This is a genomic window from Streptococcus porcinus (assembly GCF_901542335.1).
Lineage (GTDB): Bacteria > Bacillota > Bacilli > Lactobacillales > Streptococcaceae > Streptococcus > Streptococcus porcinus_A.
On sequence record NZ_LR594036.1, the window covers coordinates 1583475 to 1607582 of the forward strand.

Sequence of the window (24108 nt, forward strand, 5' to 3'; positions counted from 1 at the left end):
AGGTGATTTGGTAAAATGGAAAATAAGGAGCGTATGTGGAAGAATTTTTTAGAATCGTCAATTATCTATTAAGGAGAACCTACCGAGTTTCTTTTTAAAAAAGACTGAACAAATTTTCCTTTGCTCAGTCTTGACAGATTCGGTGTTATCCTGTATCATATGATAAAGACTGAGTAAGGGGCGTTGAAATAGGTCTTACTCGGTAAAGCGTAGTGGTTACCGCCACTGCGCTTCTTTTATTCGATTAAATTTCCTTAATTATAGCACACTAGTATAGGAATAACAAGCTTTTTTAAGAAAAATGTAAGACAAATAAGCCCTTTTAATGGCGCTTTTTTATTTTACTTAAAAGATGTTACTTTTTATATCGATATGTCGCATTTAAAGCTAACTTAGGCAATTGATAATTTCTTTATACGGCTCATATTCTTTTCTCCAAGGACCAAAAAAAAGATCATGAAGTTTTCCTTCGTAAGACAACACAATCATTTGACTCATTGTACTAGCTCCCCTCTTGCTCCAGTACATCCCCCGTTTTTTCATTCTATAGGTTACTTTTCGATGCTGACTTTCCATAATGCCAATTCCTTGTGGCTTTAATCCTCTAAACTTAGCAGGCTTAAGATATTGAAAGTTATTTAGGAGTTTTCTTTTGAATATCGAAAATTTTTCTTCCTCGACTTCACTTGTAAGAATGCTTTCTGTAGTATCTAGGACCATCTCTAACTCACTCTTAGAGTGTTTTTTTAAGGCCTTAAAAACTTTTTCAAGAAGGGTGATAGGCATTTCTTTATAGTATTCTTTGACTAATTTATTAACATGGTATTCGTCCCAGAAGTGCTCATGATACTTCACATTCAAGTCTTTCGCAAGCTCTTTAAAAATGTACGGAGTATAACCATGACCACCGTCTGAATTTGTCACTAAAATTGTCTTTGTAGTTATTTGATAAGTATTGTAGATATAATCAATTAACTGTTCCCTTGCTGAGGAATTCTTCATAGAAATAAACTCTTTTTTATTATCTAATTTGTATCTATTTTTATATTCTTCATAACTACCAGTGTGTAAAACGAAATGAGACAAATCAAAATTTTTATTATCACTACCATTTTCTCGAGCCTTGACCATTACACCGTCTCCCTCAATATACAGGATATCAATTGACTCTTTAGGTTTGTACTCATTAAAGTAGCGATAATTATTTTTTTCATTGATCAACTCTCCACACATTTTAACTGCTTTAACTACTGAAGGCTTTGTTATTGATACTTGGTAAACTAAATCAATTGCTTTGACAACCATATCATAGGACATTAGCGTAGATAGGCAAGCTACTTGGTACATAAATTCAAGTGAGTAACGTGTATTTTTCTCGAGACCTAACATAGTATCAACAGGAACTACCCACTTACTTCCTTTTTTCCAGCGCTTACGTCTGAATGTAAATTCTCCAAATGTGAAAATGACAGTTCGTTCCATGGAATGAATGCATCTATAGCCTTTGTTTTTCATTGTTGCTTCCATCTTATTATCATACTCATTAATGAAATTTTGAAACCAGGTATTGTTATTAGACTTAAATTGTTCCCGAATAGATGACTCTTGAATGACTTCCATGTTATTCCTCTAATTTCATTTTTTAATCGATAATAGTTATTCTATAAAGAAATGAAATAGATTTCAATGCAGAAAAAAAGAACTAAATATTAGCTCTTTTTCAACGATTTTTTTTATATCTAGATATCTCTGTTTGAAGGAATCCATAAGCAAGTACTGTAATTGGCAACAATAGCACACCATTAATTAGTAGCTCGGGAATAAATGAAAATCCTCTACTGAAATAAACTCCTGTACTAAATACTCCAATAATAATTAAAGCTTTTGGATAGAAGACTAAACTTAATACCCCTAACACTAACATAAATGATAAAGCAATTCCAAATTTGTCATAAAACAATTGGTAGCTCACTAAAGCTAAGAAAATACCGACTAAACGCCATAACGTTTTGAAATTAATAATAACCATTTCGAACCTTCTTCCTTTATGACTAAAACTTATAGATTTTCAATTAAATCATCTAAGAATGCAGAGTCTGAACGTTTACCTGATTCAGTCGCCAATTGTCGTAGCTTTTCCCTATTTGATGGTTTCAACATAAATTGATAATTTTTCTTTCTCTCAAATAATGCCTCTTCATCATTTTGAATTTTTGTTTTATTTTCTTTATTGAGAGTTTCTCTCAATGTTTTGGTCATTTCACTTTGATCTTTTATAAAAGCCATACTAAATTCCTTTCATAGATATATACATGTTTATGTTTATGAATATATTGTATCACAAATCCTTACACTAATCTATCTATTGTTGAAGTCATCTGAGAAAAGACTTTATTGATTTTATCAAAGAAACTCTTATGCTCTGAGTATTTTTTCAGAGTCATCATATCCGAAATTGGTAAATATTCAAGTGTCGACGTATTAAATAGTTCCTTGTAGGGAATAATCAAATCAATATTTCCATCTTCTTCTAAAATTTTGATTAGTTCACGAGATGATTTAGTATTATGCTTAATCATATTTGCAATAAAGACTAACTTTGCTGTCACATAACTCTTTCGAGTTGAAAAATTAATGGCCTTTACCTTTAAGTCATTCATCTGTGTTTCAATATTGTATTTTGCTTCATATCCGTACTTACTAGGTGTTAGTGGGCTCCATACTATGTGACTTACAATAGTCGCATTCTTTGTCGCAACTGAAAAATCTGGTCTACAATCAAAAATAATATAGTCGTAGGCTTCGAGATCACGAGAGTAATAGTTATCATCTAACCACATATACATATACATGTTTTTGTTTTCATCTTGACTAAGATCTTTTTCAATACGATCTAATTTCATATAACCAGGTATTAGATCAATATTTTCTTTAATTGAAATAATATCCACCTTACCTCCTACAAAGATATTAGCTACTGTATTTTCTGATTGATAAATTCTATACGTTTGAGTCAGGTTACATTGAAAGTCAAAATCAATGAATAATACTTTCTTTCCTTGACTAGCTAACCACTCACCGTAATTATAGGCTAAAGTTGTTTTACCAACACCACCTTTGATTGCTTCAAAACTCATAATCTTCATAACAGATCCTCTTTCTATTTTATATACATGTATATGTTTATATCTATATACATAATAACACGATTAAATATGTTTGTAAACATGTATATGTATATGTTCATAAAATAAATAGCCAGTTCAATAACTAGCTATTCTCCATCTCCTTTTATTATCCAAATGTACCACCAATAGGTCCACCGACATAATCGGCAATCTGTAACTGCTGAACAGTCAAATTATAATTTGCAACAAAGTAAACATTATCAGCACCTTGTTTTGTTAGTGGTATTAGAACCTGTACCACATCATCACTATCTGATTCTAAAATCTCAATTCGATCTGCCTGGTAAGTATTGTGGTTAATAAGCATTGCAATTGCAACTGTTTGAATCATTGGATTATCAGTCATCGATAAATGATTATCATAAGTCCCTGTAGTGTCAGTTACCTTTTTAGACTTCTGAATGGTACTTAGTGCACTCTCAACAATCGGCAAAGCAGAAGCTCTTATATCTTCTTTTACAGGGCTATAAGGATGCTCTAGTTTAAGTTTTGCCTTACGATAATTCTTTTCATTTGTTGTTTCCTCTTTCATATCTTCTCCTTTTTTTCTGACCACTAAGTGTTTTGGCTTTTTACTTTGTGGATTATAATTATCTATTTGCTTGTAAACAGCATAGAATGATGCTACTAACAAGAAAAGAGTTAATAATGTTAAAATTTTATTTTGTTTAATCCAATTTAACATGCTTTACCTTTCTAATTACCGAGTTTAGGATTTTTATTATCAGGATAGGCAAACTTCATATTATCCGCTTTTTGCTGTGATACAGAAAATATTCTATAATTCCAAGTATCTCTTTTACCATAATAAGTAATTCCTGATAATGGAGTGTTTTGTTCAATAACAAGAACTGAACCATCTTGGAAAACATGACATACGATTCCTGTATGACCTGGTGCTGAGATACCCGTAGAAAAAATTGCTCCTGCCTTAGCTTTGTGTTTAACATCATTCCCAAACTTTCTGGCCCAGGCATAAGCTTGTTGCCAACCATCCGCTACAGTAATGCCACTTCCTCCCCAAATTTTATTACCTAGACTCTCAGTTAAATCAACACATTGTCCTGAGTGTTCAACCCAGCCTGCTCCGCCACCATAATTAAGTCCAAGTTTTGTTGGATCAATAGCATATTTTTTTAAACTAGCTGGTAGTTCATCAGGTTTATAACCCCATGCTTTAGCATCTGAAGATACTAAGCCCGTTCCGTCGCTAGCAGACTCTGTACTACTCTCTTCATTACATTCTTGATCAACTTCATTAACAGTAGAAATAGAATCTTCACTTGACGTTTGACTTGATGGTTTATCTAACTTATTTATATCTACTGGTTTCTCACCATATTCCGCAATGGCCTTTTCATCTAACCATTTATATTTCTTTCCTAAAGAATTATAGATCTCAATGAGTTTGACTTTATAACTTGGATCAGTTGCCCATCCACCATCTGCAATCGCACTTAGAGTGCTGACACCATCAATATTATTAATTGCTTTATTGTAGAGAGATTGACGGCTCATAAATTCAGCTTTACCGACTATTCCTGCATCAAAATCTCTAAACCAAGTATATCCCCCTCCAGTATTGTCTCCAACACTAGTTCCAGGTCCACTACTTTTAACAGCATCAGATCCAAAAAGTTCAATTGTCTTAGTATATGAACTCACTCCAGACCATTTAACACCACCCATATTATGAGCTTGTGCAAATGAAGGAACACTTAATGAAAATGAGACTTCAATCATCGTTTGAGCAATTGATGCTGAAGGTAAAAATCCTCCTACCTTCCAGGACTTAATATAAGCATCTTGATGTTCTTTTACAAACGAATCTATCGAAGTATTAGCTGAAGAGACAGAACCGTTTGAAGGGGCTGTAACAGCTGTTTCAGGCGTACAATCACTTTTAGGCTTATTGGATATTGCCCCTGTTAATGCAGCTCCTAACATCACTATGACGACAATAACTGAGAAAATGACAGAGAGTACAAGAAAAAGTTTAAACTGACTAACTTTTTTCACTTACTACCTCTCTTCTACCAAAGTCCGAGGACAGTTCTTAAAATAGCATAAAATATTAAGAAGATAATCACCCAAATACCTAACTTTTTTAAGCTCTGAAGAAACTCAATGTCACGTTGTCGCTGAGCCTCTAACCTTTTAGGATCAGAATCTCCTTCAGAAGAAAAGTACTCACGTTCTTGTTTAGCACGTATTTTTCGGATTAGAATATATTCCTTAACCGCTTGTTTTTTTCTCTCGAAGTAGCCTAACTTGTAATCATTTAAATTTTGATTTTTCATGTTTTTTCTCCACTATTCTATTCCACCATAACGTACATTTTCACTCTGAAGTAGCTGTTGATTAAAAACAATATTACCGACACCTGCGATATTCATAAAAAGTTGACCACGAGATAATCTAGGTAATGTCTCCAATTCTGATTGATTCATTGATCCTGCTAAAGCATTTGCTAGTAAAGGAATACTCGTTTCGTCGGTTTGAGCAAAAACACGATACTGCATCAATCCGAATATTCGCTTCACAGCTAAAATGTAGGGGTCTTTATGGGAACCTGCCCCTTCTTCAAACAACAATCCTTGCAAAGAATTAACAGATAGTACAACGCCTGCATAGTTATCCCCCATTGAGTCGATGATATCAGCAAGTAAGGTAACACTACTTTCAAACTTTGGATTGATAAGTGTTTGGGCATCACTGATATTAACGATATAATGCAACATATCCATTTCAGAAAGAGATGGATTTTCTCGTCGAAGTTGTTGACATTTTTTACTGTTATTTAAAATATCAGCTGAAACAAGTGATAAAACAGATAATATCTGAGCGTTAAGGAGATTTGGGGAAGATTTTAGACCCGCAAAATTAAAAGTAACGACCTGTTCTGAAGAGATGTCTTTGAATTCAGTCGTTCCTTCAAACATATCTCCATTAGAGGTGATTAGTTCATCAAAAGTATTATAAATACGGTTAATAGCTTTTAGCTCAATTTTATTTGGAGTTTTCTGTCTCTCCAGGCGTCCTTTCCAATCTGCTAAATAAAGAACCAAATCTGAAATAATTGGATATTCTTCCCTGTTTAATTTTGTTGCTCTTAACTCATGTTTATGTAGAGTAGGATTTCTAAACCATAAATCATTCTCAATATAAAATTCATTGAGTACTCGACCAAAGGTTGTTAAATCGTCGCTAGTGATATCTTCATTCAAAAGTTTTAGGAAGTTTTTTAACTTTTGAATATGAAGTTTATAAGATTTCTCTTCATCAACATCTATTCCGTTTTGTTCTGTTACTGTAGGAAAAATCTGTAAGATATTAATCCTATTATTACCACCTGAAAGGTCTAACACTTGGCCAAATTGTTGATTGGTCTGATTTGTAAAACTTCCGTTTGCATCAAAATTACGAATAAAATTTCCTTTAGCATAAAGGGCATCTGTATGCTTTAAGAGAAATGTTCTTTGCCCCATTTTCGGATTTCCGGACAAAAGCATAAAAGAACGTGTCCGTCGATCATCTCTTTCAAGAAAATTGTAATTAACAGCACCTCCAGTGGGCGTCCAGCCCATGTAAGAGCCTCTTTCATCTTCCAGTTTAGTATGATTGAAGAAATACCCTCCTGCTAGATCATGAGCTCTTATGGGCATTCCACGTCGATGGTTTAACTGGTCAACTTGATACTCTGCAGGTATGAAAGTAGAATGATACTCAAAATCTAATTCACCTGAAAGAATTGTTGATTTATAGCTTGATGTTTTATCCTTAATTTCATCAACTTTTTTGAACAATTGCTCTTTGGTCGATGCAGAGACAAAGACTCGAATATAGAAGCCAAGCATCGTAATATTTTTTTTGGTAATATCTCTATTTAATTCTTGGAGATCCTGAATTTCATCAAGTTCTTTTTGGTTAGCAGTAATTTTACTATTACCTGTTATACGTGTAGACTTCTCCTCGATTGAGTCAGCAATAACACTTTTTAGAACTGAATTATTTTCCCGATAACTAGCTAAGAAAGCCCTAGTTCCTGGTATTTGTAATAAGTCAGATAGCCAAAATCGATCTAAATCTTTGGAAGGATATTCATAGTAGTGAAGTACTGTATGGTAGCCATCTCCGCTCGTCCAATAACGATCATGCTTTTCAAAATCAACGTTGCCTTGTGGCTGTATTTTACTAATAAATTCCAAGTCATAGCCGTCTGCTCTCAATTGACGTTGCTTTTTCTTTGATAAATCTGGCATATTATCTCCTAAATTTTTTCATTCATATTGTTATATTGCTTAAGAATTTGTTCTTTTTTACGCCTTGAAATCTTTTGCGGGACAAAATCATTATTACCATAGCTTTGAGCCTTTCTTACAAGGTCGTCCAATTCTGTGGTTGTTGGCGCAAAAAGCCAGAGAATGAACTCAGCATTATAGATCTCTTTTTGAATATTTTCTTCAGTTTGAATACTACCCAATAAACGTGCTTCTCTATCATCTAATTGATTATAATAACGACTTCCAATCTCAGCTAAAGATTTCTTTTCTCGTACGATTGACAGCCAACGTTTCATATCAGCAATCTGACTATCAGTGTTGGTTGGTAATGTGGTTGTCTCAATTTGGATATTACTATTAAAATCTGTGAGCCATTTTTCAAAATTATAAATGGTTCGTAAGATTTCATTATGGCTTAGTGAACCCAAGTCTTTTCCTGGTATTTCTAACAACTGAAGATAACCATAATCTACAAGTGAGATATGTTCATCCTTCGTATTTAGAATAGATTTTACATCAAGTAATTCAACACTTGACGTCAGATCAAAAAAGTCTTGATTATATAACTTCTTCTTTTCTTTTGAAATACGAAGTGTGCTACTGGGGATTACTGTTTCTTTTCGTTTAAATGCCATTATTAGTTTCCTCCATATTTAGGATTAATACTGATATATCGTCTTCTTTTTCTGCGAAAATAAAGATACATACATTGCCAGTTCCTCTTGCCACCATTGTTAGGCAAGACCAAAAACAAAGTGATTATGGGAGTCAATATAATAAAAGCGAACATCTGAAGCCACATATCCGTCGGAAATATTTTTGGCGCTATAGTTATTCCAATTAGAGCTGAACCACCAATTAATACGATATCTGAAATAAACAAACCAATGATCTTTACCTTAGCGTAGATATCTCTTGGAACACCATACTTTTCATTCATATGTTTTTTCTCCTTTATGTTAGTAAATCTATTCTATGATATAGATTGTAGGACCGCATTAAAGGGTAAGTTGACATAAAAAAGAGTCCCCTAAAGGGACTCTTGAAAAAATGTAAAGAAGTCTTCTTCACCAATAAAAGTAATGTTCTGACCACTATTGATTAACATTTCTGCTTTTTCATATTTTTTTGAGTAGTGATCTAATTCAAAAAGTGTCAATTGTCTGTGGCCAATTATTAATACATCTGTCTGAGAAGAAACATAGTTTTGATAGGTTCCACCTTTCACTTTAATGAATTCAATAACTTCTGACCTTTCTAAGGGTCTGAGGCTCCCAGTTATTGCCACTACTTTTCCTTGAAAATCCATGATAATGACCTACTCTTCCTCATCAATTTCCACTCCTTTTACACTACTTGGTTGTTGCATTCTTTGAGCAGCCTGTTGACTTTGTTGTTGCATGTAATTCATTTGTTGTAAGGAACGCTTAATTTCAGAACCACTTGTAGACTGATGAGATTGTTTCTGTTCGATTTTTGGTGCTTTTGGCGCTGTAGTATCCACTGAGTTACTTGTAATCTCTGAAGGGTCGCTAACACCCCCCGAAAGGAAAAAGTCTTCTCCATAATTATTATGACTCGGATTAAGTATAAACTCTCCACCAGTTAAACCAAAGTTTTCTGACTCCCAGCCAGGCTCAGGTACTGCAGCATCATTTTTCAAAGCATTATAGGTCGAGCTATGAGCATCTTGTGCTTTCTGATCTAATGAATCCATTGCACCGCCGACTTTATCTCCAGCTTTATTACCCATAAGTGTCGCAAGATCAACAGCATTTGATACCCCACCTTTTACAGTATTGCCAAAGCCTTGATCTTTAATAGAGTCTGAGATGCCTTTTAATCCACCAGCAGTATTCGCAAAACTATTAGCAACATGTTTACCAGCACTTGCAATAGCTCCTGGGGCTTGTGCAGCTAATGATGTTCCTCCTGTCGCAAGAGCCAAAGCCCCAGAGCCAAGAGCTCCAGCTCCTGTCGCAAAAGCATTTCCCATCATCATAGCACCTATCAATTGTTGTGCAGTCTCGTTATGACCAGTTGAAACCCCAAGCCAACGTTCAATCATAGTTACACCTTGCATTGCAGATAAAAATAAAGCAATATAGACAACACATGCAGCAATACATTGTTCCCACATATTGAGACCATCAAAGAAGCCACCAGAAAGTTTTGAAATACCTGTTACAGATAAGGTTGGGAGATCCCTACAAATTTCCAAAGTAATTCGCATAATGACGATTTCAAAGAAAATACCTGCAAGACCTCCTCCTATTGTTCGCAATAATTCCTTGTATTTTTTTGTGTTGAGAGAACTATACCCTTGGATGGGAGATATAAGAGATTCAATAAAAATATCAAAAACCGATTTGACAAACTTAATTGACATGACTATGAGTAATGAAATTAAGATAAGATATTGAGCTATCATTCCGATCCAATTAACCTTATAGCGAAGATAAACAGGTTCAAAGGCATTTAGCCCACCGACTACTCGATGAGTATTTATTGTTTCAACACCATCCTGATTTGTATTTAGTTTATGAAGGAAAAGTCCTTTCGTACCTTCCTTTTTCTTTTCCAAATCTTTTAATAACTGTTCATTAGATACTCCATACATTGCAGAAAAATCTATTTTAGTCGCAAAGTTTGTTGTATCTCTTTTTTTCGTATCATCCGTTATATTATTGACTGCAGTAGAACCTTCTTTTAATGGTTTAATAAAACCAAAACTATCCAACGGGAATAACTCTTTATTAAAGTCATTGTCCATTAATACTTTGACATCAACCACATTATTTTTCATTGGTTGTATTGCTAAGGAGGAATAATTTTCTTTTGAGTCACCAGTTGACATTGTCTGAATTGATTGGGCATCTTGAGCGACTGTTTGAGAAATAGTCGTTAGGGCCAGAGGCAAAACAGCGGTCACAAGAGTTACTAATAAAAAATTAGTGATGACATGTTTATATTTTACTGGTTTTGAAAATACCCCCGTAATAGCACTAGCTACTAATATGAGCGTAAAAAGAGTTGTTCCCAAAACTTGAAATCCAAAAAATAATTTTCCAAAAAGAGTTGATTGATCTCCTAGATAGCCAAATAACCCAAATATCTTAAACATATTATTAAAGACATGCTCCAAACTTACACAGATTAGGTATAAGGCCTTAACGATACCTCCTACAAGCTGCATGAGGTAAGCTAAAAATGCCGGAGTTGGTTCAAGATAGTTTCCCCAATATAAATAAAAATCGGCTAGCTTTTTTCCGTTATCTCCGGTTATATTTCCATTTGTAGCGCCATTAAGATCCCAAAAATCTTTTGTGATACTTTTGACAACATCAGAATATGTATTAAATTCCAATAGTTACACCTGCTTTCCTTATTTTCATCACTATAAGGGATAATTTGAATAGGTGCATTAAAGGGTAAAAAAAGCCTCTACTGTAGAGGCTTCAATTATTTATTCTGATTTCCCAATAAAATTATAATATCCATCAGATGAATAGCCCGTTTCAAATTCCAAAATTTGAATCTTTTTACCACCTTCAGTTAATATTACGCAATACATTTGATCACCAACTTTCCCCCATATATTATCTTTTTGATAACCAACGTTGATAAAGAAGTGTTCTTTTCCCTTAGCTTTATCTTCATATATTGAAAGATATTTTTTGGGGACCTTTTTGTCAGGAACTATTTCATAATAAACCTTTTCGTCCCTATTAGAGTTTGAGACAGTTTTTTCAGATTTATTAAAAGTTAAAGTATAAGTTCCTTCATCAAATGGATTATCATATCCTGAATGATTAGAAGTTCCGATATATTCTTTTTTTAATTCTGTTTTTTCAACGTTTTCTGGAGTTTTTTGACCACAAGCTACTAAGAAGATACTGAGCACTGATATAATAGTTATCCCTAATATTTTTTTGAATTTCATATGGCTTCTCCTTTTATTAAGCCTATTATAACAAATAACAGTTTTAAAAGCAATACATAAACATGTTTATATACATGTTTATGTATTTACTCTAAATCACATCATCTACAAAAAGATCCTCATCATAATCTATTAAACTATCATAGGGGTTCAAAGTAGCATTCACAGTAGCTTTTATGACTTCTTCTGGAGAATCAAAGGGAGCTGCAGTCTTTAATTGATTAGGTTTCATACGTACTGCCAATTTTGGTCGACCAGAACTTGTAGCTATCTTACTTGTTAGTCGTCTTCGCCAATCAATAATATTATCAAATGTACTTTTTGCTTCCACGGCAATATCTTGTAAATCAAGATTTCGGTGTGGACTGTCAACTGGAATATCCGCAAGTGTCATACTATGGTCAAATTCTTCTTGTAAGAACATATATCGATAGGGAAGACTTGTCTTCTCATGAAGGAATATAGGGTCTGTTGTGATTTTATGGCCAGATAGGTCTCTTCCTTTTACCCCTCTTAGAATAACAGCCTCACCTTCTTGAAGTTTTCCTAATTGTGTTGGGGTCAGTAATTCTTGACGTTTACCCTCAAATGAAACATTTGGATTGGCTTCATCAAGTATATTACCAGATTTTCGGCGTTTCGTAATCGTTCTAGTGCCCAAGTCCCCACTAATACTCTTATTTGTTTCAGGTGACGTCGACTTAATATAAACTTTTAAGGAACAGTTATCTTTAATTGTCGCACTTGTATTTTTCCCATACTTTTCGGTTAACTGTTCTAAGTTTTGAATCCAAAGACAATATAAAATGTTTTGACCCAAACCTATTGAAATCTTAGTATCCATATGAGGAACCTCAGGAATATTAGTAAACTCATCCAAAACATGCAGAATTCTATTGACACATTTTCGTCCATTCGACAAAGCCAATTCATAATTAGCATTAAAGAGTTGATCCAAAAACAGGGAAATCAAAGCATTATACTCTGTTCGGTTTGGTGGTGTTACCAGGTAAATAATTTTGGGATTATCTGAATAGATCATTTCAATGTCGGATTCTTGTAATAAACTAGTCTGAGGTTTATCAATTATTTGAATATCAACATAATCTAATATTGCTTTATTTGTGTACTGATCAAGAATTATCATATCATTATTTTTTTTATAAATTTTCTTCGCCTGAAGAGTGTATTTAACTCCACTTAATGCAAAGTTAGCATTATTCGGATGATTAAAATCAATGATAACCGTAAATTCATTTGGTAACTTAGGTTCAATAACATAAGTCAAATACCCTTCTACATCAATTAAAGCCGTTGCTTCTTTAACATGAGTGATTTTTTTTGGTGTCTTACCCCACTTTCTTTCACTAAATATACTTACCTTAGCGGTTCTGTGAGCAAAATCATTTTGTAGCTGAACATGACTATTTGAACGAAATTTGATTGATAATCGGCGTGGAAAACCAACTGATTCTAAATCAATTGAATTTTTAGATGTTAATTTAGCGATATTGTCTTGTAAGAACAGATTAATACCTGTCATCATAGAAGAATAGACATTCCCTTTAGTTTCTTCTGAAGCAAAATCAGAGGCCCTAAAATTGATATCTGCCATTTCCCTAAATTTTGAAAATTGTTCTTGATTAATTTTTCGTAAATTATCAAAATAAACAGTAAGCTTAGATTTAACTTTAATTCTATCATCTTTTTCAGGGGCTTCGACAACCTCGCCTAACTCATCCACAAAAACTTCTTCAGAACCTAAATCTGTTAAGAATTTAGCAATATTTCTCACGGTAACTGTATCCCAAGCATCTTCTTCACCATTTTGAAAAGCTTCATTTGCACGGTCTACTAAAGCCATTGCAATGGCATTAAAAAGAGAAATCGAGCTATTCTCAAAATAAATGGCAGTTCCATTACCTTGTCCAGGTTTTGTTTTTCGATAGATAGCTTCAGATACTGCATTTATTCGAGTTTGAGTCTTTTCATAGTAGCCACGTCTAGCAGAATCTATTGCTAGTGCAAGTGGATCGTAGGACATGGACCAATCCATATTTTGAAAAGATAGTACTTCTACGTCCATTCCTCTTTTTCGCATAGTCTTGTAAGAAGATTGGTAATGTTCTCCTTTGGGATCACCAATAATCATTGAAGGTTGATTTTCAGCCCGACTATTAATGTCTATGGTCTCAGTGATAAACCCTTCGCCTTTACCAGAACGGGTCATACCAATACCTAATGTGTTAGTAGCAGCATCTTCAATATAATAATATCCTGATGGAGTTGATTGCATTCCTAACACTTTTTGAGCATTTGTGACAAGATGACTGTATTTCCTATTTTGCCACAAAATCTGTGTTTCCAGAGTGAAGCCTACTAAATTAGATTTTGTCTCATGTAAAACAGGAATTCCACCATCGCCTGGAAACACTTTTTGTTTGTTAGCAACCTTTTTATATTGCTGGTGAATTTCTTTCACAGTCGCAAAACGATCATCACCTTCTTCATTAAAATTATAATTCCTATATTGCTCGAAGTTTACCCATGCTGAACGCCAAGCAATAAACAATCCAATGAAGAAGATTGGATAAGCAAATATAGGAGCAATACTAAATACATGGTAGTTAAAAAGATTTTTTAACAATAAACTCTCAAAAGGAAATGATATCAAACTTTGCGACGTAATAGTTAAGTAGCAATAATTAATAGCAGCTCTCAAAATAGTGACCAGATAGTTTGTCAGAGCAAATGCAATCAAGCTAAATAATAATCCCATTACCGTAAAACTTTTATAGGTTTTGAAATAGAATATAGGCTCTGCCTCTTTTTCAAAACGAATTCGACCTCTAGATACCCATGGCAATAAATGAATGAGCCTTATCAATATATTTGATAAAATTAGGAAGATTATTGAGCAAAGTTTTTTTAGTAAATTCAATAACACCTTAAAGTAGTCATTATACTTATGCTGTGATCTCTTCATATTCCCTCTCCACCTCCATTCTTTTTTATATCTATTCCTTTTAACGATACTTTTTGAGCAAAAAAGCGTGAATACAAGAATATCTGAAACTGTAGTTGTACCGAGAGGTCACTATAGTAAGAAAGATAAATCGATAGTTGATTATCTATATCTCTTACAATTGGTGAATAGTTATTTTTGTAATGTAATCTTTGCATTATATAATTTTCCATTTGAAAAGATTCTGCAATTAATTCATCTGGATCAATAGTTTTCTTCATATAATTCTTCCTTTCTTTTTTAATCAGTTTAATGGAAAAATAACATCAAGGCATTAAAGGGAAAATAAAAAAACTATGGTATAATATATACCATAGCAATGCTTTAACAAATATAGCTGCCTATCGGTTGCTATTTTTTATTTCCTCAAAAATGTTAAATTAAAAAAGTCTCAGTACTGACATACTGGGACTTTTTACGTTGTCTTGCTTAGCAAAACAATAACATCTTATCCTTAAAATATCATTGTCAACACTTTTTGTCAACACTTAAAATGGTGACTCTGCATCAACTGGAGAAAAAGCTTCCTCTACATTCTGATACTGCTTCTGATTATTATCTTGTTTACCTTGTCTTTTTTGACTGGCTGCTTTAGTTTCAAGAAATATTATACCTTTGTATAAATTAGGAGCTAAGTATTGGAAGATTTTTCTGTTCCCCTGTTTATCAACATATGTTTTTTGTACAATTTCACCTTCTACAAGAATTGGTGAGCCATTAGATAAGCTTTCTGAGACTAATTCAGCTTGTTTTCCATATACTTGTACATGAAAGAAACTGGGAATCGGTTTTTTATTATCGTCTAATTGACCAGAATCACATACAAATTCAAACCGACAGCTATTCTTACCGTTAGTTGTCTTTTTAATTTCAACATCTGATGCAACACGTCCATAGGCTATAAATGTTTGCATACTTCCCTCCTACTTTATTATTTTTGCTTAATTGCACTAATACGAATAATTTGAATAATAATGATGATATAAACAATATCTTTAATATTGTGATTTAACATATCATTGACATTTGAAGCATTCACTAGATGAAAGACTGACATCCCAAATAAGAAAGTTGTGTAAAATAAGAACAGCGATAAGAAGAAATTAAGGACATTTCTAAGCTTTTCACTTTCTGTGACAATTTCCCAACCCATAGCTGTAATCAACATTATAGCCAGAACAACAGAATTAAATATAATCATATTCGTCCCCTTTCTTAATAGGCTCTATCTTTATTAACACAAACGCTAAGACCTTGCTCGAAGAAATAACTCCAGTTTTCTTTGATTTCTTCTTCAGTCAAATATGAAACATCTTCATCTGTCACTTCTGAATCAATTTTAGGAACAATACGTCCAGAAGGTTCTTTCACAAGATAATTAGGTTTGGAGTTCCCATTTGGTATGGCTGTTTCAAATAGAGGTGTTTCCTTGAAATCAGCTCCCAACCAAATTTCCGCAAAATCATTTTCGTGCTCTGATACCCACTGAAAGACTTTTGGATTACTTTCTTCAAGTTGATCAACCAATTTGTAAGCATTACGAACGGATACATTTCGCTTATCAATATTGTCATACCAGATTGAGAATTCTGGAATAACTCGTAGTATGCTTTCATCTGTAACAACTTGATTAGCTTCAGATAAATCAACCTCTTCTTCAGGAATGTAAGCATTTAATTCATTGTGCATTTCAGGTGTGATAACGCTTGCTTCGTGTTTTACTTTTAGATTTTTTTGTTCTGGTATGGTATTAAATTCTAGGTGCTCTCCACCTTGTCTAACTTCTATATGTTCTGGAACAACCTCAATCTTTTCATGAGGTTCCTGTTCGTTCACTTCTTTATTGATAGAAGTTCTTTTTTTACCACCAAAATCAATTCCTATTTTTGCCATTATACTCCTTTCTAACAGAAGAATGGCATATCTTCAATTGGCGAAGATATGCTATGTGTGTCTTTAAATAATTGTATTATTTCTTATATCAGCTCCATAACCACTGGCATTCATATAATGAATTGGTTCCATTATCCATTGATTAACTTTGTATCGTTTACTTAATGTTTTCTCGAAGTAATTATCTTTGATAAAGATATTACCTACTTGTGATGAATGCTGACCTACAGTTGACGAATAGGCAACTAATCTACCGTTATTATAGAATGGTAAGAATGAATTACTTAAAATAGCCACATTACTTGATAAAAGTGAAGTTGCTGTATTATAACTCATGTAAGCATTGTAGGCAATATTCTTAATCATTGAAGCATCCCATGTTCCTTTATTATTTGAAGCATCAATCTGAATAGTTTCTGCATAGAAATTGTGAAGATCTGCTCCTGAAGGAATAACAGTAACATTTGTTAAGCCAGGTGCATAACCATAGAATTTATTATTTTTGATCGTGATGTTTTGAACACCACCTAAGTCAAAAATATGACGGGATTGTTTTTGAACCATTGTAAAAGTGCTGTTTTTGACAGTAATGTTATTCCCTTGATTTAACATAATCATGAAATAATCGCCATTAATAAGATCATTAGCACGTACATTAATTCGATCAATGACTAAATCATGAACTCCGTCAATTCCACGTGTTCCAGTAGGAAGTCCAAACCATAACATTGTTCCATCGATAATCAGATTAGTTCCAAGGTCATTTCCTCTTAATTTAGTATTTGAAGCTAAGATAATGTATTCATTACCGCTTACTTTCCCTAAATCAGATTCTTGGATATTACTACCAATTTTGTAATCACCTTGTGGTAAGTATAGAGTGACGTTAGGATTTGCATTAGCATAATTCATGGCTTGTTGGAGAGCAATGTTATTTTGTTCTTTAGTATTTGAGGCTTTTAGAGCAATGTCATAGACTACTCGTAAATCTTGTTCAAGAACATTTAAGCTACGTGTTCCGTTACCATATAAGACACTATACATCCAGCCACCAATACTGGTAGAAGTATTCTTCATGGCATTAGTTACTGTACCAATCCATTCCCTTTTACTTGTTAAATCTGCTCCGGTTGTTTCATTAGTCGCAAAAGATTGTATTTCAACTTTTCGACCAACACTAAATTTAGCTGGGGAAACTATGAGGTCTTTAACTGTATAAGTAGTACCAGCAAGCCCTCTAAAATCACCATTAACTGTAGTCCCATAAACATGAATATTGTAGTTACCAATATTATTTTCATGATTTTTTAAATCAAATATAGTCTTATATGTACCGTCAGCATTCTTAGAAGCACTATACCAACGGATATCATCTTGACTATCTTTAGATGACCAAACAGGAGTTTTAATACTTGTAAAATATGAAGGAACGTTAGAAACCGTCACTTCGTACTGGTTATTACCTTTATCTAAAACAGTAGTTTTAACCGAAACATTCGGAACCGTTGCTTTAATAGTTGTTAAGCCAATTGTTCGACCATCAATTGTTTTACCATAAACGTGAACATTGTATTCACCAGTTTCGTATTTATGGTCAGCAATTGAAATAGTTTTGGTATAGGTATTTCCAGTTGGAGTAACATTATACCAACGAATATCATCTTGGTTATTATTAGAAGTCCAAGTTGGTAGTAAAATTTCTTTAATGTATGTTGGAACATTAGTAACTGTGGCAGTAAAGTCCGAGTTATTTGAAACAGATATAGATGCTTTAACTGGATCAGTAACAACATTATATTTTACTACTTTCAAACCTTCCATTTGATAAGTAATATTGCTTATACCATAGACATGAATGTTATAAATGCCACTTTCATAGTTATGATTTACAAGTTTCAATTGAGTAGTATAATTCCCCTGACTGTCTTTAGAGGTTCCATACCAACGAAGATCATCCTGATTGTTCTTTTCAGTCCAAATAGGTAAAACAATACTATCAAAGTCAGATCCAACATTTGAAACGAGAACCTTATAATAGTCATCAGAAAGCTTTGTAACACTTACCGTTGGTATCTGTTTTACAACTGTAAATGTATTAGTGCTTTTGCCTGTCATGACACCATTAGCACTAATATAGGTATGAATATTGTATTTCCCATACTCGTTATGATTAGCTTTAAGATCAACTTTATATGAATTACCACTTGCTTTATACCAATGAAGATCATCTTGATTCTTGTTTTCAGTCCATACGGCAAACATTAGTTGATCTTTTGGTGACAATTCTCCATTATAAGTTAAATTTAGATCTGTTCCGTTTTGTTTAACAGTTGTCGTCTGAATTTTTGAAGCTACACTAGCCAACTTTACTGCTGTCATTTGAGCGTCTTCTTGAGGAGGTACTTGTGAAGTCACGTTACTTGTTGAGCTAGGTATATTAGTTTCTACATTTGTTTCAGCAACAGGATTCACATCACTAACAATATCGTTATTAGTATCAGTAGATAGTACTGTTTGTGTTGGAGATACAGTTTCCACAGGTACTGTAGAATTATTATCACCAACATTATTAACTATAGGATCAGATGTAGGTGCTGTTTCTTTTGTTATTTCAGCACCAGGGGAAGTTGGTGCAGTTACTGTTGCATCTGTATTTGTACTTGATACTGGAGCGTCAGCAAAAGCAACTGAACCTACACTCAACATTGAAACTGCCACAATAGCTCCACAAAGTGATTTAACAGCTTTATTTTTCCTAAACCCAAACTTTATAACGTTTTTCATGTCCATTCCTCATTTTTTTATTAATGTAATATTATTATTTTATGTTTATATCAATTAAAAAGGCTATAAGAATAGCCTTTTTCAGCTTATTATTTTTCAGTAACTTTTTTGATTTTTCCACTTCCAAATAGAGAAACTACAGACACGATAGCCATACCAATAGCTCCTAACCAACCAGTTGATTGTTCCCCTGTTGTTGGTAATACGCTTGCTTGAGCAATAGGTGTTTTTTCGTCAACTTTTGGACTCGCTGATGTCTTAGGTGTTTCTGGTACCTTAGGATTTTCAACTGTATTGTGAACCCAATTTCCTGCATAGCCATTGCCAAAATCAATTTGATAAACAATATTATCGACACTTTCACCATCTTTAACTGTATCTTTAATCTTAGCAGGCATTGTGAAGAAAATACTATCACCAACTTTAACGTATTTGTCAAAGAATCCTTGATAATCGTCAGCTACCCAAATAACAAACTCGTCATTATCTTCAATTGGTACCCTAGATTGTTTAACTAAGTCTTTAATAGCTTGTGGTGCATCAGCAAGATTTTTAATAACATAAGGTGTTAACCCATTAACCGTTTCGCCTTTGCTGTCTTTAATCGTTGTTCCTTCAACGTTTAAGATTTCCTTAGCTTCGTCATAGTTGTCAATATAACCAAAGCCTTTAGAAACCGCTACAGCTCCTGCCATAATGCCTTTATATTGATCCAAGTCCCACTTACCAACATAGACAATATCTTGACCTGCTTTAACAGTTTTATTATTAATGTCATTGTCTTCTGTATCTAAGACTTGTTTTGTAGGTTGGATAATACTATTACCATGATTTGGGGCGTTTGGATCAGGAGTCCCAGGAGTATAGATAGTTACAGTGTTTGATGTCATATCATATAGGTTTCCTGCTTTAAAATTATAAGCATTGATATAAGTCGCATTATCATTTTGAGGATTACCATAAATGATTGGATCTACAACGTTAAAAGCTTTTGTTCTGTCAGCATTTAATTTAGCCACTTCACTATCTTTCAACGTGAAAGTAATAGTGTTTGAAGCTTCATCAAAAGCAACATTAAAAGCAGAGTTTTGAGTTACTGTCTTTTCAACATTTACCAAGTAACCTGAAGGTAAGTGGTCTGTAATGACATAAGAACCATTTGCGAGTAATGGACGTCCAGCTTCTAAAGCATTTGTTTTAAGTGTGTAAGGAGCTTCTGAACCTTTCGGAACCATTAAACCGTCAACATTTTGACCACTATCATTAGAAACAGTTTTCGAAATACCTGTTTTAAGGTCAATTTGATAAGTTTTAACTGCTACTGTTTTCTTAGTAGGAGCAACTGGTTGAGGAAGATAGGTAAATGTTTCTGTTTCAACTTTCGCACTTGTTCCAAACAAATCAAATTCGATATAATTTGAAATTGTATCTTTTGACGTTAAAACATATTTATCAGATGTATGTGTGTAAGAGAATTTAGAAGATGTTCCTACCGCTAGATAAGTTCCTACAGGAGCATTTTGATAGCCATTAACCAATACCAGTTCTTTACTTACTAAACCTGAACCATCATCTATTAATTGTGAGCCATCAGGATTGACATAATTAAGAGTATTACCACCGAATGTAATTGTTGATTTTTGACCATTATCAACATCACCGATTACAGAAGCAATCGTTAACTTAATTGGATTCCCTTCATCATCTAAGAAAGTACCATCAAATCCAAAATCTTTAAAATTCCAGTAATCCCAAGCGATACCGTTGTCTTCTGTTTTACCAATTAGAGCAAATTGTTCATCATCTGCCAACTTAGCATCATCAGTGAATACAAGCTTAGCATTAATATTTATTCCATCAGCTGTGGTTCCCCAATTTTTAATGAAAATTGAATCGCCTTTAGTAATCCCATCAATTCTATACAAGAATTTAGAAGTTGTTCCACCAATACCCCATTGACCTGATTTATTAGGATCATATGGAGAAACTGTTACACCTGAAGATGATGTAATGCTAGTATTAGCATTCCAACCTAGTGATTGCACATCATGAGAACCTTCAGTAGTTGCCACAACTTTAATATTTTTGTAGAAGTCTAATCCTGTTGCTTGTGAGTCAAACGAACCTGTTACATAAATTCCTGATGTTGAGTCAGAAGCAATATTATTAGCTTTTAAAGCATCCTCTTTAGCTTTAGTTTCTGCATTTTTTGCATCAACTTCTGCTTTCTTTGCTTCATAAGCTTTTTGCTCTGCAATTGCTTGAGCTGTTGTGTCTTGAATGATTCTAGTTTCAGTAGCATAGTTGTTTTCTGCTGTTTGAGCATCAGGAACTTTTTCTGTGCCGCCATCAGTGATAGTTACACCTGCACTTGTTGCTGAGTTTTCAGCTTGAGCTAACTCAGTAGGCTTTTCAATAGTTGTGGTCGTTGTTGTTGAACCAGTTCCTGCTTCAGCAACGGCTTCTGTGTTACCTTGTGTTGCTTCAGGTTGTACTGGAACTAAATTCGTTGCAGGGTTAGGATTTGTGGCTACAGCTGTAGAATCTGGTTGTGATGGCGTTGTTACTTCATCAGCATTTACACTATGCCCACCTGTTACAAATGGCAATACTGCGATTGTTCCAGCAACTACAGCGCCCTTTAACATATCTTTTGACCCTATACGAGTTCCACCAATAGTTGTTACGTTTTTTGCTTTACGAAAACCGAATGTTTCTTTTTTAAATGTCATGTTTTTTCTCCATTTTTTAATTAATAAGTTCTTTCAGAATTAGCTGGTTTAATAAATACCATACCAACTAGTGCGACAAATACCCCTAAAAAGCTAAAGACTTTATCTATAGGGCTTGTTCCAGTATTAGGTAATGTTTTCTTTTTGCCATCTTTTTCATTAATTGTGACAGTACCATCTGGATTAGTTTTTCCACCAATCTCTTCAGCAGTTTTAGTCTCATAGCTTCCATCACTATTCTTGATAATAACTTTACTATCTTGTGTTGATACGATTTCAGCACCTGTGTCCGTTACAATTGGTTTTTCAGGTGTAGGAATCACAACTGGATCAGTTGTCGTTCCTGAGTTTCCTGATCCTGAACTAGGATTTGTAGTTGTTCCTGAATTTTCTGATCCTGATCCTGGATTTGTAGTTGTTCCTGGGTCTACCGTTCCTGAACTTGGATCTGTACTTGTTCCAGGATCTGTAGTTGTTCCAGTGTCTTCTAATCCTGAACTAGGATCTGCTGTTGTCCCAGGATCTACTACTACTGACCCTGGATCTGTAGTTGTTCCTGGATCTAGAATACTACTTCCAGTATCTGTGTTCGGTTCTGGTTTATCTACTCCTGTTTCTAGATTTGTAGTTGTTCCTGGATCTGGCGAAACAACTGGCCCCGATGGAATTGTTGAATCACCTGGTAATGAAATATCTTCAGCTTGTACAATACTATTTGCCATCAACAAACTTGCTGAAGTTAAGCTAAATATAAGTAACTTTTTATTTAACATTGCATTCTCCTTTTAATTTTTTGTTTTTATATAAGATTCTTGTTTGGGTTCATTTGTGAGCACAAATCCAAAACGATTATTTTTATCTGGTTTTAAATTAAAGCGCAAACGAACTTGTTTTGCTGAACCTTTTTCATCAGCAACCGATAAAACATAAGAGACTTTATAATCACCTGAAGAAGTTTTATCTGATATATTTTCTAGTAAAACAAACTGTAAGTTACCTTTTTGAGGGATAGTATATTTTGCATCTCCATCATCAAGAAAATTAGCAAGTTTCTGCTTATCTCCAGAATAATAATTGGGTAAAAAATATCTGCTGAAAACATCTATTTGATGTTCCATTTTTTGGTTATCTTTCAAAATTTGTACTTCATTATGAAGATAAGTAACTTTTTTATTGATGTCATTTAATCTACCAACTAACGAGAAAGTTAAAAATAATGATACGATCGTAAAACTTAATATAAATGCTAAAAATAACCATGTTATCAACGGAGTTTGATTAAGTGCCTTTGGATCTGCCCTACTATTGTTTTGTGTCTTTACAGATGATATTTGCTGATAATCCTTTTTTTCTTGTGCTATTTTCACCAAGTCACTTTCACTTGGAAATACTGGCATAGCACTTTCTGATAGCTGTAAGCTTCGTTTATAAGTTGGAAATACCGTTACAACAAAATATTCTCTTTTATTGTTATAAGAATAATCAGCAAACTGTTTGTCTAATGTAATAGCTATAAAAAATGGTTCTAACAAATTGGTATAATTTGCCGGAACAACATATGGAGAAGCAAAGAGTTCCCCCTCTGAACTGGCTCCTTTACCTTTATTATCCAAATGACACAAGCTAACTTTCTTAAATGTAAAATAGCCGTATGATTGTGAGAGAGCCGAGAATAACAAATCAGCTTGATAAAAAGATAAATAAGGAAGAGTAGCCTCAATGGTTTGATGACTTTCTCTTAATAAATGATCATCAATTGTTTCTATAAGTTCAAATAATGATGGATCTTTCATAGGTGATATATCATCTTGCCATTCAACTTCTAAAAATAGTTCATCTGTAATGAGACACCTTGGATTTTTCTTTAATAAAATCATAGTGTCTTATCTTTATCCTCCTTTAACAAAATTGAAAAACCATTCAACAATACTTGGTCCTGCTGAAACAGCAAATATTGCTATAGCAATTGCTAACCAATGAGATTTAATTTTTGCTTTTAATTCACGTCCTCCAAAACCATAGACAAGCCCCGTAACTACAGCAGCAAGTCCAAAACAGACAATTCCGATTCCTTGGACTTTTGAAATACCTTGATTAGCTAAATTTTCTGTCTTTGCGAATGGATCATCTGCAAAAACGGCCTGTGCTTGCAACGTTGTTAAAAATAGAGAAAGAGCTAGTAAATAGTGTTTCGATTTACTCCTCACAAATAATAATTGTTTTGCCAAATATTTTTTCATTTTGTTCCTCCTTTGAACTG

22 protein-coding genes and 1 pseudogene are annotated in these 24108 nt (G+C 33.7%); all 23 read right to left on the reverse strand.

The features are described 5' to 3' along the window. Positions 1 to 355 precede the first annotated feature (355 nt). The 23 genes and pseudogenes from FGK96_RS07640 to FGK96_RS07750 all read right to left on the reverse strand — a co-directional run bounded on the left by FGK96_RS07640 (position 356) and on the right by FGK96_RS07750 (position 24088). A pseudogene (locus tag FGK96_RS07640) lies at positions 356 to 1620 on the reverse strand (ISLre2 family transposase). A 100-nt stretch (positions 1621 to 1720) separates the two neighbouring features. Then, on the reverse strand, positions 1721 to 2029 hold the full coding sequence (locus FGK96_RS07645) for a hypothetical protein (RefSeq protein WP_138082812.1): 309 nt from the start codon (positions 2027 to 2029) through the stop codon (positions 1721 to 1723). Between the two features lie 29 nt (positions 2030 to 2058). Beyond that, on the reverse strand, positions 2059 to 2286 hold the full coding sequence (locus FGK96_RS07650; protein ID WP_006738579.1) for a hypothetical protein: 228 nt from the start codon (positions 2284 to 2286) through the stop codon (positions 2059 to 2061). Positions 2287 to 2348: 62 nt separating this feature from the next. Then, positions 2349 to 3146 (reverse strand): ParA family protein, encoded by a 798-nt coding sequence (locus FGK96_RS07655; RefSeq protein ID WP_138082814.1) that lies wholly within the window; start codon positions 3144 to 3146, stop codon positions 2349 to 2351. A 148-nt stretch (positions 3147 to 3294) separates the two neighbouring features. Beyond that, a complete protein-coding gene (locus tag FGK96_RS07660) occupies positions 3295 to 3720 on the reverse strand; it encodes a hypothetical protein (RefSeq protein WP_232045811.1) in 426 nt (141 codons plus the stop codon). Between the two features lie 164 nt (positions 3721 to 3884). Beyond that, complete coding sequence (locus tag FGK96_RS07665) at positions 3885 to 5207, reverse strand: glucosaminidase domain-containing protein (RefSeq protein ID WP_138082818.1); 1323 nt, start codon at positions 5205 to 5207, stop codon at positions 3885 to 3887. A gap of 14 nt (positions 5208 to 5221) precedes the next feature. Beyond that, positions 5222 to 5488, reverse strand: coding sequence for a hypothetical protein (locus FGK96_RS07670; RefSeq protein ID WP_138082820.1), 267 nt, complete (start codon positions 5486 to 5488; stop codon positions 5222 to 5224). A 12-nt stretch (positions 5489 to 5500) separates the two neighbouring features. Further along, entirely contained in the window at positions 5501 to 7450 is a 1950-nt protein-coding gene (locus FGK96_RS07675; RefSeq protein WP_138082822.1) for a virulence factor, read from the reverse strand. A gap of 8 nt (positions 7451 to 7458) precedes the next feature. Next, positions 7459 to 8106 carry a hypothetical protein gene (locus tag FGK96_RS07680; RefSeq protein WP_138082824.1) on the reverse strand — a complete coding sequence of 216 codons (648 nt, stop codon included), beginning with the start codon at positions 8104 to 8106 and terminating at the stop codon, positions 7459 to 7461. Positions 8107 to 8108: 2 nt separating this feature from the next. After that, positions 8109 to 8411, reverse strand: coding sequence for a DUF5592 family protein (locus FGK96_RS07685; RefSeq protein ID WP_006739713.1), 303 nt, complete (start codon positions 8409 to 8411; stop codon positions 8109 to 8111). A gap of 90 nt (positions 8412 to 8501) precedes the next feature. Then, positions 8502 to 8780, reverse strand: a complete 279-nt coding sequence (locus FGK96_RS07690) for a BRCT domain-containing protein (RefSeq protein ID WP_138082826.1) — start codon at positions 8778 to 8780, stop codon at positions 8502 to 8504. A gap of 9 nt (positions 8781 to 8789) precedes the next feature. Next, positions 8790 to 10838 (reverse strand): pLS20_p028 family conjugation system transmembrane protein, encoded by a 2049-nt coding sequence (locus tag FGK96_RS07695; protein WP_138082828.1) that lies wholly within the window; start codon positions 10836 to 10838, stop codon positions 8790 to 8792. Positions 10839 to 10937: 99 nt separating this feature from the next. Then, on the reverse strand, positions 10938 to 11414 hold the full coding sequence (locus FGK96_RS07700; RefSeq protein ID WP_138082830.1) for a hypothetical protein: 477 nt from the start codon (positions 11412 to 11414) through the stop codon (positions 10938 to 10940). A 91-nt stretch (positions 11415 to 11505) separates the two neighbouring features. After that, entirely contained in the window at positions 11506 to 14400 is a 2895-nt protein-coding gene (locus tag FGK96_RS07705) for a VirD4-like conjugal transfer protein, CD1115 family (protein ID WP_232045812.1), read from the reverse strand. After that, positions 14397 to 14660, reverse strand: coding sequence for a hypothetical protein (locus tag FGK96_RS07710; protein ID WP_138082832.1), 264 nt, complete (start codon positions 14658 to 14660; stop codon positions 14397 to 14399). The genes FGK96_RS07705 and FGK96_RS07710 overlap by 4 nt, the downstream gene beginning before the upstream one ends. Before the next feature lie 267 nt (positions 14661 to 14927). Next, on the reverse strand, positions 14928 to 15353 hold the full coding sequence (locus tag FGK96_RS07715; RefSeq protein ID WP_138082834.1) for a single-stranded DNA-binding protein: 426 nt from the start codon (positions 15351 to 15353) through the stop codon (positions 14928 to 14930). 17 nt (positions 15354 to 15370) lie between these two features. Beyond that, positions 15371 to 15640: a hypothetical protein gene (locus FGK96_RS07720; protein ID WP_138082836.1), complete on the reverse strand. Its 270-nt coding sequence runs from the start codon at positions 15638 to 15640 to the stop codon at positions 15371 to 15373. Between the two features lie 14 nt (positions 15641 to 15654). Further along, positions 15655 to 16332, reverse strand: a complete 678-nt coding sequence (locus tag FGK96_RS07725; RefSeq protein ID WP_138082838.1) for a hypothetical protein — start codon at positions 16330 to 16332, stop codon at positions 15655 to 15657. Positions 16333 to 16395: 63 nt separating this feature from the next. Then, a complete protein-coding gene (locus FGK96_RS07730) occupies positions 16396 to 19116 on the reverse strand; it encodes a GBS Bsp-like repeat-containing protein (RefSeq protein ID WP_172601615.1) in 2721 nt (906 codons plus the stop codon). A gap of 89 nt (positions 19117 to 19205) precedes the next feature. Next, a complete protein-coding gene (locus tag FGK96_RS07735; protein ID WP_138083519.1) occupies positions 19206 to 21848 on the reverse strand; it encodes an SspB-related isopeptide-forming adhesin in 2643 nt (880 codons plus the stop codon). 20 nt (positions 21849 to 21868) lie between these two features. Continuing rightward, on the reverse strand, positions 21869 to 22621 hold the full coding sequence (locus tag FGK96_RS07740) for a hypothetical protein (protein WP_138082842.1): 753 nt from the start codon (positions 22619 to 22621) through the stop codon (positions 21869 to 21871). A gap of 12 nt (positions 22622 to 22633) precedes the next feature. Further along, positions 22634 to 23725: a hypothetical protein gene (locus tag FGK96_RS07745; protein ID WP_138082844.1), complete on the reverse strand. Its 1092-nt coding sequence runs from the start codon at positions 23723 to 23725 to the stop codon at positions 22634 to 22636. A gap of 12 nt (positions 23726 to 23737) precedes the next feature. After that, positions 23738 to 24088 carry a TrbC/VirB2 family protein gene (locus tag FGK96_RS07750; RefSeq protein ID WP_138082846.1) on the reverse strand — a complete coding sequence of 117 codons (351 nt, stop codon included), beginning with the start codon at positions 24086 to 24088 and terminating at the stop codon, positions 23738 to 23740. Positions 24089 to 24108: the final 20 nt, after the last annotated feature.

Bases quoted from the DNA above. Each gene is read 5' to 3' on its own strand.
- FGK96_RS07715 (WP_138082834.1), bottom strand. From the start codon at position 15,353: ATGCAAACATTTATAGCCTATGGACGTGTTGCATCAGATGTTGAAATT.
- FGK96_RS07700 (WP_138082830.1), bottom strand. From the start codon at position 11,414: ATGAAATTCAAAAAAATATTAGGGATAACTATTATATCAGTGCTCAGT.
- FGK96_RS07645 (WP_138082812.1), bottom strand. From the start codon at position 2,029: ATGGTTATTATTAATTTCAAAACGTTATGGCGTTTAGTCGGTATTTTC.
- FGK96_RS07730 (WP_172601615.1), bottom strand. From the start codon at position 19,116: ATGAAAAACGTTATAAAGTTTGGGTTTAGGAAAAATAAAGCTGTTAAA.
- FGK96_RS07725 (WP_138082838.1), bottom strand. From the start codon at position 16,332: ATGGCAAAAATAGGAATTGATTTTGGTGGTAAAAAAAGAACTTCTATC.
- FGK96_RS07750 (WP_138082846.1), bottom strand. From the start codon at position 24,088: ATGAAAAAATATTTGGCAAAACAATTATTATTTGTGAGGAGTAAATCG.
- FGK96_RS07705 (WP_232045812.1), bottom strand. From the start codon at position 14,400: ATGAAGAGATCACAGCATAAGTATAATGACTACTTTAAGGTGTTATTG.
- FGK96_RS07690 (WP_138082826.1), bottom strand. From the start codon at position 8,780: ATGGATTTTCAAGGAAAAGTAGTGGCAATAACTGGGAGCCTCAGACCC.
- FGK96_RS07680 (WP_138082824.1), bottom strand. From the start codon at position 8,106: ATGGCATTTAAACGAAAAGAAACAGTAATCCCCAGTAGCACACTTCGT.
- FGK96_RS07655 (WP_138082814.1), bottom strand. From the start codon at position 3,146: ATGAAGATTATGAGTTTTGAAGCAATCAAAGGTGGTGTTGGTAAAACA.
- FGK96_RS07745 (WP_138082844.1), bottom strand. From the start codon at position 23,725: ATGATTTTATTAAAGAAAAATCCAAGGTGTCTCATTACAGATGAACTA.
- FGK96_RS07660 (WP_232045811.1), bottom strand. From the start codon at position 3,720: ATGAAAGAGGAAACAACAAATGAAAAGAATTATCGTAAGGCAAAACTT.
- FGK96_RS07650 (WP_006738579.1), bottom strand. From the start codon at position 2,286: ATGGCTTTTATAAAAGATCAAAGTGAAATGACCAAAACATTGAGAGAA.
- FGK96_RS07720 (WP_138082836.1), bottom strand. From the start codon at position 15,640: ATGATTATATTTAATTCTGTTGTTCTGGCTATAATGTTGATTACAGCT.
- FGK96_RS07670 (WP_138082820.1), bottom strand. From the start codon at position 5,488: ATGAAAAATCAAAATTTAAATGATTACAAGTTAGGCTACTTCGAGAGA.
- FGK96_RS07675 (WP_138082822.1), bottom strand. From the start codon at position 7,450: ATGCCAGATTTATCAAAGAAAAAGCAACGTCAATTGAGAGCAGACGGC.
- FGK96_RS07710 (WP_138082832.1), bottom strand. From the start codon at position 14,660: ATGAAGAAAACTATTGATCCAGATGAATTAATTGCAGAATCTTTTCAA.
- FGK96_RS07740 (WP_138082842.1), bottom strand. From the start codon at position 22,621: ATGTTAAATAAAAAGTTACTTATATTTAGCTTAACTTCAGCAAGTTTG.
- FGK96_RS07685 (WP_006739713.1), bottom strand. From the start codon at position 8,411: ATGAATGAAAAGTATGGTGTTCCAAGAGATATCTACGCTAAGGTAAAG.
- FGK96_RS07735 (WP_138083519.1), bottom strand. From the start codon at position 21,848: ATGACATTTAAAAAAGAAACATTCGGTTTTCGTAAAGCAAAAAACGTA.